Below are 13807 nucleotides of genomic sequence, written 5' to 3'. Positions count from 1 at the left end.
AGACGGCCAAGCCGCAGGGAGCAGGCCGGGCGGGCCGGCGCGGGCGCCCGGTGCCGGGCCGCCTCACCGTCCGACCGCGTACCCCTGCATCCCGCGCGGATTGGCCCCCGCCGACAGGACACCCGTCGCGGGATTCCGGGCCACCGCGCACAGCCGTCCCTCGGACCAGGACTCGGCGACCGTGACGTCGTGGCCCCGGCGGCGCAGCTCCTCGACGACCATCTCGTCCGTGCGGGACTCGACGGTGAGGCTGCCGGGACGCATGCCGCGCGGGTGGAAGGAGCTGGGGAAGCTGTCGTTGTGCCAGTTCGGGGCGTCGATCGCGCCCTGGAGGTCGAGTCCGCCGCGCACCTGCGGGCGCAGCGCCACGGACAGGAAGAAGTGCGTCTGCCACTGGTCCTGCTGGTCGCCGCCGGGGGTGCCGAACGCCATGACCGGCACACCGTCGCGCAGCGCCAGGGAGGGTGTCAGCGTGGTGCGCGGGCGGCGGCCCGGGGTCAGGGAGTTGGGCAGTCCCTCCTCCAGCCAGGCCATCTGGAGCCGGGTGCCGAGCGGGAAGCCCAGTTCGGGGACGACCGGGTTGGACTGGAGCCAGCCGCCGCTGGGGGTGGCGGCGACCATGTTGCCCCAGCGGTCGACGACGTCCAGGTGGCAGGTGTCGCCCCGGGTGCCGCCGTCGGATGCCACCTCGGGTTCCGCCGCCGCGCGGGCCATGGTGGGCTCACCGGCGCCCGGCGCCGCGAGGGCGTCGAAGCCGGGCTCCCCGGTGGCCACCGCACGCGCGTGCCCGCTCAGCCGTGGATCACGGCCGCCCGGACTGCCGGGACGCAGCTCGTACGACGCCTTGTCCCCGACGAACGCCCGCCGGGCGGCGTTGTAGGGCTCCGAGAGCAGTTCGTCGAGTGGCACCTCGGCCGCGTCGCCGTACCAGGCCTCCCGGTCGGCCATGGCGAGCTTGCAGCCCTCGACGAGCAGGTGGACGTACTCGGCGGAACCGTAGCGGGGCAGTTCGGGCGGGAGCAGCGCCAGTTGCTGGAGCAGGACCGGGCCCTGGCTCCAGGGGCCCGCCTTGCACAGGGTCCAGCCCCGCCAGTCGTACGTCGCGGGGGCCTCGTAGGTCGCGGACCAGCCGGCCAGGTCGGCGGCCGTCAGGGTGCCGGTGTGACGCTCCCCGCTGGTGTCCATGGTGGGCCGCCGGGCCTGCCGGACCAGGGCCTCGGCGATGAAGCCGGAGCGCCACACCTCCCGTGCCGCGTCGATCTCGGCGACCCGGTCCCCGGCACCGGAGACCTCGTCGAGCAGCCGTCGCCAGGTCGCGGCGAGAGCCGGATTGCGGAACAGCTCGCCGGGACGCGGCGACCTGCCGTCCGGCAGATACACCTGGGCCGACGAGGTCCACTCCGTCTCGAACAGCGCCCGTACGGCGTCCACCGTCTCGCCGACGCGCTCCACGGGCGCGTGCCCGTCCTCGGCGTATCCGATGGCGTACTTCAGGACGTCCGCGAGCGGCTTGGTGCCGTGGTCGCGCAGCAGCATCATCCAGGCGTCGAACGCGCCCGGCACGGCGGCGGCGAGCGGGCCCGTGCCGGGTACGAGATCGAGACCGAGTCCCCTGTAGTGGGCGATCGTCGCTCCGGCGGGTGCGACGCCCTGTCCGCACAGCACCCGCACGGCACCGTCCGCGGGGGCGAGGATGATCGGGACCTCGCCCGCGGGTCCGTTGAGGTGGGGTTCGACGACGTGCAGGACGAATCCGGCCGCGACGGCGGCGTCGTAGGCGTTGCCGCCGTCCTCCAGGACGGCCATCGCGGACTGCGAGGCGAGCCAGTGCGTGGAGGACACCATGCCGAAGGTGCCCTGGAGGGTGGGTCGGGTCGTGAACATGCCTGCCACCTCACGGATATGGAGCGATCAACCTCGGTCCCGACTATGACATTCACCCGGGCCAGGGCGGCAGGGCGGGCGTGCGGTCCGGGGAGAGCCAGATGGAGGGGTGGGACCGAGCCGCCGTGCGGGTCTCGGAGCGGACCGGCCGACCGACCGGCGTTCAGGACGCGGGCGTCCAGGCCGTGGTCCCCAGCGTGTTCTCCGGACCGATGTCGAGGTAGTCCGGCAGCCGCAGGGTGACGGCGTCCTGCCCCTTCTGCGGTGCGACGCGCAGATACACGCCGTGCTGGGCAGCCATCCGCCAGTAGAGGGCCGCGTGTGCGCTGTCGCCCGGGTTCAGCGTGAAGGGCTCCGGACCGGGGTCGGCGGGCGCCATGGGCACCTTGTCCGTCCCCAGCACGCTGTGCACCCCGGTGATCGGGGCGCCCTCCTCGTCGAGGACCTGGGCGATGGCCGGGTAGCCGTTCACCTTGTACGGCCGCTTGCCGCAGTCGGTGAGGGTCAGTGTCACGGCACGCAGGCCCATGGCCGCGTCGACGAGTCCGGTGTCGAGTCGCAGGCCGGACGGCGGACAGCCGCGGTCCTGTTGCAGCGGCGGGGCTTTCGACGACCCGGGCACCACGATGACGAGAGGATCGCCGGTGGAGGTCCCGGCCGCGTGCGGGGCGTGGGAGGCGTCGGTCCCGACGACGCTCGGTACCGGGTCCGGGGCGGATGTCTGTCCAGGGTCGCGCTCACGGTCGATCTCGGCGGACAGCCCGCAGCCGCCGGTGGCCGTGGAGATCAGGCAGGCGAGGACGACCGGGCGGATCCACTTCGCACGGAGACCGACGGCCGGGCGCGTACGGCCACCGCGCGGAGGTACGGCGACGGCGGGGGCGCCGGACCGCCTCGGAAGCTCGGCGGCGGCTGCCGCGCCGGCCCGTTTCGGGCTTGTCGCGATCACGGGCCGATCATGGCACGGAAGCCCGGCGGAGGGCATCACCGCTCCCGCCCTCGTGCCGTCACCAGGCCCGACTCGTAGGCGAAGACGACGAGTTGGGCCCGGTCGCGAGCGGCCAGCTTCGTCATCGCGCGGCTGATGTGGGTCTTGGCCGTCAGGGGGCTGATGACCATGTGCGCGGCGATCTCCTCGTTGCTCAGGCCACGCGCGGCGAGCGCGGTGACCTCGCGTTCACGGCGGGTGAGGCCTTCGAGGCCCGGCGCCGTGGCCCGGTCGGGAGGCCGGGCCACGAACTCCCCGATGAGGGTTCGGGTCACCGAAGGCGACAGCAGCGCCTCGCCGTGGGCGACGACTTCGATGGCCTGGAGCAGATCGGCGGGCTCGGTGTCCTTGAGCAGAAACCCGCTCGCCCCGGCCCGCAGCGCCTCGAAGACGTACTCGTCCAGGCCGTAGTTGGTGAGGATGACGACGCGCACATCGGCGAGCTCCGGGTCGGCGGCGATACGACGGGTCGCCTCGATGCCCGTCATCACGGGCATCTGCACGTCGACCAGGGCGACATCCGGCAGTTCGGCGCGGACCAGGGCGAGCCCCTGTGCCCCGTCGGCCGCCTCGCCGACCACCTCGATGCCCTCCTCCGCGTCCAGCAGAGCGCGGAAACCGGCGCGCATGAGGGCCTGGTCGTCGACCAGGGCGACCCTGATCAGGCGGGCCGCCGCAGTCGGCGCGTCCGGGTCGCTCATCGCGCCTCTCCCGGCGCGTACAGGGGCAGTTCGGCCCGGACCGAGAAGCCGCCCTCCGCGCGCGGGGCGGCCCGCAGGGTGCCGCCGAGGGCGGTGACGCGTTCACGCATGCCGATGAGGCCGATGCCCGGGGTGGGCGGCCGGGACAGCCGAGCCATGCCGTCGTCGTACACGCCGATCGTCAACTCGTCGGATTGATATGCAAGTTCGACCGTCACCTTGGCGGGGCCCGCGTGCCGGGCGGCGTTCGTCAGGGCCTCCTGGACGATGCGGTACGCGGCACGGTCCACGGTCGCCGCGAGCGGGCGTTCCTCTCCGGTCACCCGCAGATCGACGGCGAGCCCGGCTGCTCGGGCCCTCTCGACCAGCAGCGCCGGCGTGCCGGTCGGCTCGTCGGTGCGCAACACCTCAAGCGTGGCGCGCAGTTCACGCATCGCCTCACCGCCGGCCTGCTGGATGGCGAGCAGTGCGGGCGGCACCTCCTCGCCGCGCTTGCGCGCCAGATGGACGGCGACTCCCGCCTGGAGCTTGACGATCGAGATGCTGTGCGTGAGCGAGTCGTGCAACTCACGTGCGATGCGCAGGCGTTCCTCGCCGGCGCGGCGCAACGCCACTTCCTCGCGGGTCCGTTCGGCCTCCAGGGCGCGCTGTTCGGTCTGACGCAGGTAGGCCCGCCAGTTGCGGTCGGCGAGGCCTGTGACCAGGGCGCACAGGAACCAGCCGGCGAGCAGCAGCGTCCGCTCCACCGCTTCCCTCGTCCCCGGGCCCGTCGCCACGAATCCGGCCAGGAACACGGCGCTCGCGAGCGCCGCGACGCCCCGGTGGCCGGCTCTGGCGGCCGTGTGCACCGCGCTCAGGACAGGAAGGGCGGACAGGGTGCCGGGATGGGCGTGCACGACGTAGCCCGTGGTGGTGGCGGTGGTGATCGCCAGTACGGCGCGCGGGGCTGCGCGGTGGGCAGCCAGCGTCAGCGAACCGAGGGCGATCAGGGTGTAGTCGAGGGCGGTGGCGCCGCCGCCGAACGCGGCCGCGGTCACCACGAGGCCGCCGACCACGACCGCGAGGGCCACGTCGGTCAGACGCCCGCGGACGACTGGGTCGAGCTGCATGTCCGGCACTCTATGCGGGCGTGCCGACCACCGCGTCAGCCCTGCGGACGGATGTCCGGCTACTCCCGTGGGAGTAGCCGGCGCCGGGCGCCGGGCCGACGACGGTAGCCCGGATCACCCTCGGCCGTACGACGCCCGCGACGCCTCCTCCGGGCCATCGTTGACCGTGGTCGCCGGCCGTCCGGCAACCACCCGGTCCACTCAGGAGGCACCCATGGCCATGTCCATCTCCACCCCCTTCCGGTACACCACCCCGCCCCCACGGAAGTCCGCCACCGGCGCGACCGCCGACGCCTACACCCAGCTGGCGTCGGACTTCGGCATGGAGCGTCCGGCCACCTTCGTCGTCCTCTCCTCCGCGCCCGAACTGCTCACCGCCACATGGGCGTTGACGCGGGAGTCGCTGATCGCGGGTGCAGGCGACCGGACCGGGAAGGAACTCGCCGCGCTCGGAGTGTCGTTGGCCAACCGGTGCCCCTTCTGCGTGGACGCGCACACGATGCTGCTGCACGCCACCGGGGACCATTCCCTCGCCGAGGCGATCGCGCGCGGGGAGACACCCTCGGACGAGCGGCAGGCACGCGTGCTGGCCTGGGGCCGGGCGAGCCGGACGCCCGGAGCACCGGAGTTGGCGCCGTATCCGTTCCCCGCCGCGCACGCTCCGGCGTACATCGGCACCATGCTCACCTTCCACTTCATCAACCGGATCGCGTCGGCGCTGCTGACGGAGAACCTCCTGCCGGGCAACGCGCAACGGTTCCGCGCGGTACGGAGTCTGGGTGGGCGATCGCTGGCCGGGACCGTGCGCCGCCGGCCCGCCCCGGGCGCGGGTCTCACGCTGCTCGACGCCCCGGGTCCGGGTCCCGACTGGGCACGGGACACCTCCGTCGGCCCCGCTTACGCCGCACTGCGCGACGCCGCCACCGCGGGCGGAGGACTGCTCGACGAGGCGGACCGTGCTCTCGTACGGGAAACGCTCCGGGGATGGGACGGCGCGCACCCGTCACTCGCGTGGGAGGGTCTCCCGGACCGTTCACGTCCGGGCGCGCGGCTGGCGCTGCTGGCCGCTCTCGCCCCGTACCGCATCACGGACGAGGACGTGACAGCATGGCGCAAACCCGACTATTCCGACCGCCACTTGGTGCGCCTCGTGGCCTACGGCGCGTTCGCGGCCGTCGACCGGGTCGAGCGGGGCCTCCCGGTCCACACCCCGAAGCGGTAGCCGTGACCGCGATGCGACGGAATGACGGAATGCAGAGCGGATAGCGATCATCGGGGCGAACAAAACAGGCATCTTGCCACAGGGTCAGTCAATCAACGCCAAGGTGAGTCACTGTCACTACACGGGCACAAGGTCGGTTGACCCTTCCGCACCACAGCGTCTCGTGTGACACTGGCGTCCCGTCCGCAGTGCGGACCATCTCCGCACCATCCCCCACGAGAAGTGCGCTTTGGGTTCTCTTCCTCTGCCGCTCGCGCTCGCCGCGCGCCTGCTGCCGGTCGCTTTGCTCGCCTCCGCGGGCTGGGCTCTGGCCGCGGGCCCGTCCGCAGCGACCCCCAACGCCGAGGACAAATCGTCACAGAAGCAGAAAAACGGCTCATCGTCGGCTCCTTCGGCGTCGGCTGCCGTCAAGACGTTCGCCGCGTCGCCCGCGCCCTGTGGCGGCATCCAGGTCTCGACGATCAAGTCTCTGGTCCCCGGCGCCAAGACAGCCGGCCAGGAAATCGCGTCGACCGACAAGGCGCTGCGCCGCACCTGCTCGTGGAACGCGCTGAAGGGCTTCGACTACCGCTGGCTCGACGTCTCGTACGAGATCAAGGACTCGGACGCCGCGGCACAGAAGGCCTACAAGGACCGCGTCGCCGACAAGCGCGGCGGCGGGGCGGTGCCGGGTGTCGGCGACTCCGCCTACTCCGTGGTCAACCTCAGTACCGAGGACAAGCAGCAGACCCGCGAGGGCGTGGTGATCGTCCAGGCGTCCAACGCTCTCGTGGTCGTCACCTACAACGGCAGTGACTTCGAGACCAAGAAGGCGCCCGGCACCGACGAGATCAACAAGGGTGCCATCAAGGCGGCCAAGGACGCGACGGCGGCGCTGAAGGCCGGCCAGAAGAGCTGAAGGACGGCCAGAAGAACTGGCCGTCCTCCGGTCGCCGCGGTCAGACCGTGGTTCTGCCCTTTCCGCGCAGCAGCATCAGGACCACGTACAGCGCCATCGACGTGCCGAGGCCGACCGCCCATCCGTAGTCGGCGAGCGATTCCAGCGCCGGGACGGGCCGTCCGTCGATCAGCGGGTGGAAGTCCGCGCCGCCGACGGCCAGGACGCCGCCGGTGACGAAGGCGACCACGGCCCGCCAGTTCCAGCCGCCGTCGTACCAGTAGCGGCCGCCCACCCGATACAGGTCGGCGAGGTCGAGCTTGGTGCGGCGCAGGATCCAGTAGTCGGCGATGAGGATGCCGGCAACCGTCCCGAGCAGACCGCCGACGAGACCGAGCCAGGTGAAGATGTAGCCCTGCGGGTCGGAGTACAGCTTCCACGGGAAGATCAGCACGCCGAGGACACAGGTGGCGAGCGCGCCGGTACGGAAGTTGATCTTCCGGGGTGCGATGTTGGAGAAGTCGAAGGCCGGCGAGACCAGGTTGGCCGCGATGTTCACGGACAGCGTCGCGACCAGCACGGTGACCAGCGCGAAGATGATGCCGACGACGTTGTCCGTCTTGGCCGCCAGTTGGACCGGGTCCCAGACGGCCTTGCCGTACACGGCCTGCGAGCCCGAGGTCACCATGACGGACAGGAAGGCGAAGAGCGTCATGGTGGTGGGAAGCCCGAGCGCCTGCCCCCAGGTCTGCGCCTTCTGGCTCTTGCCGTACCGGGTGAAGTCCGGGATGTTCAGCGACAGGGTGGACCAGAAGCCGATCATGCCCATCAGCGAGGGCCAGAACAGCTTCCAGAAGTCACCGCCCCAGCCGAGCTTCGACGGCTGGTCGAGCAGCGGCCCGAAGCCACCGGCCTTGCTGCTCATCCACCACAGCATCACGCCGGCGCCGACGAGCACGAAGGGCGCGGCCCAGTTCTCGAACCGGCGGATGGTCTCCATGCCCCGGTAGATGATCGCGACCTGGAGTACCCAGAAGATCGCGAAGGACAGCCACATCGTCCACGCGTAGCCGCCGATGTGCGAGGCGTTCGCCCAGCTGTCGCCGAAGAGCTTCCCGGCGAGGAAGTAGATCGCCTCGCCGCCGATCCAGGTCTGGATGCCGAACCAGCCGCATGCCACCAACGCCCGCACGACAGCGGGGAGGTTGGCCCCGCGGACGCCGAAGGAGGCACGGGCGAAGACCGGGAAGGGGATGCCGTACTTCGGTCCCGCATGCCCGGTGAGCAGCATCGGGACGAGCACGATCAGGTTGGCGAGGGCGATGGTGAGGACGGCCTGCTTCCAGTCCATGCCGACGGCTATCAGGCCCGAAGCCAGCGTCCAGGAAGCGGTGTTGTGGGCCATGCCGACCCACAGGGCCGAGAAGTTGTACGTGGTCCAGGTCCGCTTCTCGACCGGAACCGGCAGCAGGTCTTCGTTGGCGTAGGGGCCGGTCGGGGCGGGAGCGTCGGGCGCGATCTCCACCCGGCCGTCGGGGAGCGTGACTTGTCCGGCGGGCGGGCTGTCCGGGGGGACGGTTTCTGTCATGAGCAGGCCAATCAATGAGGAGTGACGGGAAAGGCCGTGCGGGGACGGACTGGGGGGTGCGCGGGGAGCGCCCTGATCCCCTTCCCGGGACGGCGGGAAGGGGAGAACGAGGAACGGGCCTTCGGTTACTGCCCGTTGATGCCGGGGATGACCCGCGTTCCGTACGCGTCGATGGTGGCCTCCTGGGCGTCGTGCATGTCGTAGACCGCGAACTGGTCGACGCCCAGCTCACGCAGCGCGTTCAGCTTCTCGATGTGCCGCTCGGGCGTGCCGATCAGACAGAACCGGTCGACGATCTCGTCGGGCACGAACGCCGTGTCGGGGTTGTCGGCCCGTCCGTGGTGGGAGTAGTCGTACCCCTCACGGGCCTTGATGTACTCGGTGAGTTCGTCGGGTACGGCGGCCGAGTGCTCGCCGTACTTGGAGACCAGGTCGGCGACGTGGTTGCCGACCATGCCGCCGAACCAGCGGCACTGCTCGCGGGCGTGGGCGAGCGCCTCGGGCGAGTCGTCCTCGGTGATGTACGCGGGCGCGGCCACGCAGATCTTCACCTCGGCGGGATCGCGCCCGGCCCCTGCCGCCGCGTCCTTGACGGCCTTGACCATGTACTCGGTGAGGTAGAGGTCGGCGAGCTGGAGGATGAAGCCGTCGGCCTCCTCGCCGGTCATCTTGAGGGCCTTCGGACCGTACGCGGCCATCCAGACGGGCAGTTCGGCACCCGGCTTGACCCAGGGGAACTTGATGACCGTGCCGCCGAGGTCGGCCTCGTCGCCCCGGCCGAGGGCGCGGATGACCTTCATCGCACCGCTTATGCGGGCGAGCGTGTTGGGCTTGCGTCCTGCGACGCGCATCGCCGAGTCGCCTCGCCCGATCCCGCACACCGTGCGGTTGCCGTACATGTCGTTGAGCGTCGCGAAGGTGGAGGCGGTGACCTCCCAGGTCCGGGTGCCCGGGTTGGTGACCATCGGGCCGACCGTCAGCTTCTCGGTGTTGGCGAGAATCTGGCTGTAGATCACGAAGGGTTCCTGCCAGAGCACGGCCGAGTCGAAGGTCCAGCCGTACGTGAAGCCGTTGGCCTCGGCCCGCTTCATCAGCTCGATGACGCGGGAGGCCGGGGGGTCTGTCTGCAGGACGAGTCCGAAGTCCATTGGCGCCACTCCTGGTCGCTCAGAGAAGGTACTGACAGGTGGAACGGGGGGTGTAGACACCGTGGCCCGCGCGTCCGGTGAACTCCCGCTCGGTGATGACCGGTTCGCCACGCGAGAGCACGGTGTCGACCCGTCCGGTGACGCGCTTGCCCTCGTACGCCGAGTAGTCGACGTTCATGTGGTGGGTCTCGACCGACATGATCTGCTCGGCGTGCGGGTCGTAGATGACGACGTCGGCGTCGGCACCGGGCGCGATGGTGCCCTTCTTCGGGTACAGGCCGAACATCCGTGCCGGGGTGGCACAGGCGATCTCGATCCAGCGGCGCCGGGAGATGTGTCCGTCGACGACGGCCTGGTGGAGCAGGTCCATGCGGTTCTCGACGCCGGGAAGGCCGTTGGGGATCTTCGAGAAGTCGCCGCGGCCGAGCTCCTTCTGGCCGGTGAAGCAGAACGGGCAGTGGTCCGTGGAGACGACCTGGAGGTCGTTGGTGCGCAGACCGCGCCAGAGGGCCGTCTGGTGCTCCTTGGGCCGAAGCGGCGTACTGCACACGTACTTCGCGCCCTCGAAGTCCGGTTCCGCGAGGTTGTCGGTCGACAGGAACAGGTACTGGGGGCAGGTCTCGCCGAAGACGTTCAGACCCTCGTCGCGCGCGCGGGCGATCTCGGCGACCGCTTCGGTGGCGGAGACGTGCACGACGTAGAGCGGGGCGCCGGCGACCTGGGCGAGCTTGATGGCGCGGTGGGTGGCCTCGGCCTCCAGGAGCGCCTTGCGCACCTCCCCGTGGTAGCGCGGGTCGGTCTCGCCGCGGGCCAGCGCCTGTTCGACGAGCACGTCGATCGCGATGCCGTTCTCGGCGTGCATCATGATGAGCCCGCCGTTCTCGGCGGAGCGCTGCATGGCGCGCAGGATCTGGCCGTCGTCGCTGTAGAAGACGCCCGGGTAGGCCATGAACTGCTTGAAGGAGGTGACGCCCTCCTCGACCAGCAGGTCCATCTCCTTGAGCGTCTCCTGGTTCACGTCGGAGACGATCATGTGGAAGCCGTAGTCGATGGCGCACTTGCCGTCGGCCTTGGCGTTCCACGCGTCGAGTCCCTCGCGCAGGGAGCGGCCGACGCTCTGGACCGCGAAGTCGATGATGGTGGTGGTGCCGCCCCAGGCGGCGGCCCGGGTGCCGGTCTCGAAGGTGTCGGAGGCGAAGGTGCCGCCGAAGGGCAGTTCCATGTGGGTGTGGGCGTCGACGCCGCCCGGGATCACGTACTTGCCGGTGGCGTCTATGGCGCGCTCGGCCGTCCACGACTCGGCCGCGGGCGTGCCGCTCGCGGCGAGGGCGGCGATCCGGCCGTCCTCGATCAGGACGTCGGCGTGGATCTCGTCGGACGCGGTGATGACGAGACCACCCCGGATGACGGTACGGCTCATGCTCCCTCTCCTTCCGGTCGTGCGTGCGCTGAGGGGGTTGAGAGGCTGTCAGGGACTGGGGTCGGCACTGTTTCCTGGCGAGAAGGCTCGTGAGGCGGTCCGCGAGCGGGACCGTGCGGACCGCCGTGCCGCGGGTTGCTCCGGGCGCCGCCGTCCGGCGCCCGGAGCCGGTCCGGGCCCGCGGCACGGGGAGGCCCTAGGGCGCGGTCAGCGGCCCGTAGGCACCCGGAGCGCGGTCGCGGTAGAACTGCCACCGGTCGCGGACCTCGCGGAGTTTGGCCATGTCCAGGTCGCGGACGACGAGTTCGGTCTCCTTGTCGCTCGCCACCTCGCCGACGAACTGCGCTTCGGGGTCCACGAAGTACGAGGTCCCGTAGAAGTCGTTGTCGCCGTACTCCTCGACGCCCACACGGTTGATCGCGCCCACGAAGTACTCGTTGGCGACGGCCGCGGCCGGCTGCTCCAGCTGCCAGAGGTAGCCGGACAGACCGCGTGAGGTGGCCGACGGGTTGAAGACGATCTCGGCACCCGCGAGGCCGAGCGCCCGCCAGCCTTCCGGGAAGTGCCGGTCGTAGCAGATGTAGACGCCGATCCGGCCGACGGCCGTGTCGAAGACCGACCAGCCGGAGTTCCCGGGACGGAAGTAGAACTTCTCCCAGAATCCGGGGACTTGGGGAATGTGGGTCTTGCGGTACTTGCCCAGGTAGGAGCCGTCGGCGTCGATCACGGCCGCGGTGTTGTACAGGACGCCGGGCTGTTCCTCCTCGTACATCGGCAGTACGAGGACGAGGCCCAGTTCCTTCGCCAGCGCCTGGAAGCGCCGCACGATCGGACCTTCGGGGATCTGCTCGGCGTACGCGTAGAACTCCTTGTCCTGGACCTGGCAGAAGTACGGTCCGTAGAACAGCTCTTGGAAGCACAGGACCTGGGCGCCCTGCGCGGCCGCGTCGCGGGCCGCCTGCTCGTGGACCTGGATCATCGATTCCTTGTCGCCGGTCCATGCGGTCTGGAAGACGGCGGCGCGGATCACTCTGCTCATCGGGACCTCCGGTCGCTCGGTGTGCGAGGAGCCTAGAAAGCCCGGACGGCCGCTTTGAGTTGCACCGTGTCACGTCTGAAGTGCTGTGCCGTTCCACGGTGTCACCTCCGCGTGGTCCCGTGTTTCACCTGAGTCGTCGTGTGTTTCACCGCTGTTGCCCATGAGGTCTTCACCGTTGCTGCCCATCGGGTCTTCACCGTTGTTGTGCGTCGTGCGCGAGCAGGGCGATATGGACGGAGGCGGCCTGTTCGAAGTCGTCGAGGTCGACGCCGAGGCGCGCCTGTATGACCTCCAGACGGCGGTAGAGCGCGGGCCGGCTGACGTGATGGAGCTGTGCGGTGCGGGACTTGTTGCGGCCGGTGGCGAGATAGGTCCGCAGGACGGGCAGCAGCCGCGGGTCCGCCTGTGCCCCGCAGAGCAGCCCGTCGAGTTCCCGTTCCGCGAAGGACTGGACGTGCGGGTCGTCCCGGAGCAGCCGGACAAGGCCGCGCAGGTGGACGTCACGCAGCCGCACCAGCGCGGGCCGGTCCTGGTCGACGGGTGTGTCGGCGGCGGCCTCGGCGACGTGCAGGGCTTCGCGCAGTCCGGCGGGGACGTCGTCCCAGGCGGTACGGGGTCCGGCGGCGGCCACGGTGGTGGGGACGCCGGTCTCGTGCCGCAGCCGCAGGGCGAAGTGCGCGGCCAGGGCGTCCGCGTCCTGGTCCCGGGCGAGGCTGAGCAGCAGGGCGGTGGCTCCGTCGGAGAGCTCGGCGACAAGCCCCGGCAGCCCCAGCAGCCTTAGTACACGGTCGAGTTGGGCGGGGTCGCCGTTGCACACCACCAGGGGGACGAAGGTGCGGCGGTTGACGGGCAGTCCGGCGGCCCGCGCTCGCGGCAGGAGCTGACGGGCCGGTACGACACCGCTCACCAGGTCGGTCAGCAGGCCCTGCGCGGACTCCTCCTCCCAGGTGTGGGCGGACCCGCCGAGCATGCGGTGCAGGACCAGGGCTTCGGCGGCGCGGTCGGCGAGCAGCCGTCCGGTCGCCGTGTCGCCCCGGTGGCCGCACAGCACGATGCGGCCCCATCTCTCTCCGCGTCCGCCCAGTTCGGCGCGGATCCATCCGTCGCCCTCGGTGCCGCCCGCCTGCCGGGCGATGCGGTCCCAGTCGCGCAGGACGTCGTCGACGGCGGAGCGTTCGCCGGCGGTGGCGAGGACCCGGTGGGCGAGGTTGGTGACGACGACGGGGCAGGCGGCGTGCACGGCGATCTCGTCGAGCATGCGCTGGAGCGGGGCACCGGTGGTGATGAGTCCGGTGAGCGCGGTGCGTACGGCCTCGGAGAGGCTCACGGCGGCGAACTTGCTCCGCACCAGCCGGGACTGGACCTCCTCCGTCAACTCGGCGAAGGGGAAGGGCCGGTGAAGGACGACCATCGGCAGTCCGCAGCGTTCGGCGGCCCGGCGCATCACGTCCGGGGGTGCGGGGAAGGCCCGGCCGAGTCCGAGGACGACGGCCGCGGCCTCGGCGCGGTGCAGCGAGCGGATGTACTCGGCCTGGGCGTCCGGGTCGCCCGCGAGCAACACCCCTGTGGTGAGGACCATTTCGCCGCCGCTGAGCATGACGCCCACGTCGGCGGCCTCGGCGACGTGCACCCAGCGGACGGACCGGTCGAGGTGGCCGGCGCCGGCCACCACCTCGGGTTCTCCGGCGAGCACCCGGTCCAGGGCGAGGACCTGACGTACCGACAGAGCGGGTTCCAAGGTGGTGGTCATGGCGGCGTTCCCCTTTTTCTGTGGCTCGGTTCGCCTCCGGAGCGCTGCGGCCGGTGTCGAGGACCCGACGCGTACCCGGTC

General features: G+C 71.0%; 11 protein-coding genes. 2 read left to right on the top strand and 9 right to left on the bottom strand.

Annotated elements, in window-relative coordinates; all coding sequences use genetic code 11:
- Positions 1–63: 63 nt before the first annotated feature.
- From N4G66_RS15220 to N4G66_RS15205, 4 genes are all read right to left on the bottom strand, one after another.
- Complete coding sequence (locus tag N4G66_RS15220; RefSeq protein ID WP_261704615.1) at positions 64–1884, bottom strand: gamma-glutamyltransferase family protein; 1821 nt, start codon at positions 1882–1884, stop codon at positions 64–66.
- Positions 1885–2047: 163 nt separating this feature from the next.
- Entirely contained in the window at positions 2048–2833 is a 786-nt protein-coding gene (locus N4G66_RS15215) for a DUF4232 domain-containing protein (protein ID WP_261704614.1), read from the bottom strand.
- Between the two features lie 35 nt (positions 2834–2868).
- A complete protein-coding gene (locus N4G66_RS15210) occupies positions 2869–3573 on the bottom strand; it encodes a response regulator (protein ID WP_261704613.1) in 705 nt (234 codons plus the stop codon).
- Positions 3570–4682, bottom strand: coding sequence for a sensor histidine kinase (locus tag N4G66_RS15205; protein ID WP_261704612.1), 1113 nt, complete (start codon positions 4680–4682; stop codon positions 3570–3572). Before N4G66_RS15205 ends, N4G66_RS15210 begins: the two co-directional genes overlap by 4 nt.
- Before the next feature lie 226 nt (positions 4683–4908).
- Here N4G66_RS15205 and N4G66_RS15200 point away from each other — a divergent pair, with 226 nt between their 5' ends.
- Both N4G66_RS15200 and N4G66_RS15195 read left to right on the top strand, forming a co-directional pair.
- Positions 4909–5904, top strand: a complete 996-nt coding sequence (locus N4G66_RS15200; protein WP_261704628.1) for a carboxymuconolactone decarboxylase family protein — start codon at positions 4909–4911, stop codon at positions 5902–5904.
- A gap of 229 nt (positions 5905–6133) precedes the next feature.
- Entirely contained in the window at positions 6134–6802 is a 669-nt protein-coding gene (locus N4G66_RS15195; protein WP_261704611.1) for a hypothetical protein, read from the top strand.
- A 40-nt stretch (positions 6803–6842) separates the two neighbouring features.
- On the opposite strand, the gene N4G66_RS15190 is transcribed toward N4G66_RS15195, so the two are convergent.
- From N4G66_RS15190 to N4G66_RS15170, 5 genes are all read right to left on the bottom strand, one after another.
- Positions 6843–8369, bottom strand: coding sequence for an NCS1 family nucleobase:cation symporter-1 (locus N4G66_RS15190; RefSeq protein WP_261704610.1), 1527 nt, complete (start codon positions 8367–8369; stop codon positions 6843–6845).
- A 125-nt stretch (positions 8370–8494) separates the two neighbouring features.
- Positions 8495–9517, bottom strand: a complete 1023-nt coding sequence (locus tag N4G66_RS15185; RefSeq protein ID WP_261704609.1) for a TIGR03842 family LLM class F420-dependent oxidoreductase — start codon at positions 9515–9517, stop codon at positions 8495–8497.
- 19 nt (positions 9518–9536) lie between these two features.
- Positions 9537–10937, bottom strand: a complete 1401-nt coding sequence (gene hydA, locus N4G66_RS15180) for a dihydropyrimidinase (RefSeq protein ID WP_261704608.1) — start codon at positions 10935–10937, stop codon at positions 9537–9539.
- A 196-nt stretch (positions 10938–11133) separates the two neighbouring features.
- Complete coding sequence (locus tag N4G66_RS15175) at positions 11134–11976, bottom strand: nitrilase-related carbon-nitrogen hydrolase (RefSeq protein WP_261704607.1); 843 nt, start codon at positions 11974–11976, stop codon at positions 11134–11136.
- A 193-nt stretch (positions 11977–12169) separates the two neighbouring features.
- Positions 12170–13726, bottom strand: coding sequence for a PucR family transcriptional regulator (locus N4G66_RS15170; RefSeq protein ID WP_261704606.1), 1557 nt, complete (start codon positions 13724–13726; stop codon positions 12170–12172).
- Between the last annotated feature and the right edge of the window lie 81 nt (positions 13727–13807).

This window comes from Streptomyces rhizosphaerihabitans, from assembly GCF_025399795.1.
Classification (GTDB): Bacteria; Actinomycetota; Actinomycetes; order Streptomycetales; family Streptomycetaceae; genus Streptomyces; species Streptomyces rhizosphaerihabitans.
Note: the sequence above shows the minus strand (reverse complement) of the source record. Positions and strands in the feature narration are given on the sequence as shown.

What these genes read in the sequence shown, in the direction of transcription:
- N4G66_RS15220 (WP_261704615.1), bottom strand. Translation starts at nt 1,884, where the DNA reads ATGTTCACGACCCGACCCACCCTCCAGGGCACCTTCGGCATGGTGTCC.
- N4G66_RS15210 (WP_261704613.1), bottom strand. Translation starts at nt 3,573, where the DNA reads ATGAGCGACCCGGACGCGCCGACTGCGGCGGCCCGCCTGATCAGGGTC.
- N4G66_RS15205 (WP_261704612.1), bottom strand. Translation starts at nt 4,682, where the DNA reads ATGCAGCTCGACCCAGTCGTCCGCGGGCGTCTGACCGACGTGGCCCTC.
- N4G66_RS15190 (WP_261704610.1), bottom strand. Translation starts at nt 8,369, where the DNA reads ATGACAGAAACCGTCCCCCCGGACAGCCCGCCCGCCGGACAAGTCACG.
- N4G66_RS15185 (WP_261704609.1), bottom strand. Translation starts at nt 9,517, where the DNA reads ATGGACTTCGGACTCGTCCTGCAGACAGACCCCCCGGCCTCCCGCGTC.
- hydA (WP_261704608.1), bottom strand. Translation starts at nt 10,937, where the DNA reads ATGAGCCGTACCGTCATCCGGGGTGGTCTCGTCATCACCGCGTCCGAC.
- N4G66_RS15175 (WP_261704607.1), bottom strand. Translation starts at nt 11,976, where the DNA reads ATGAGCAGAGTGATCCGCGCCGCCGTCTTCCAGACCGCATGGACCGGC.
- N4G66_RS15170 (WP_261704606.1), bottom strand. Translation starts at nt 13,726, where the DNA reads ATGACCACCACCTTGGAACCCGCTCTGTCGGTACGTCAGGTCCTCGCC.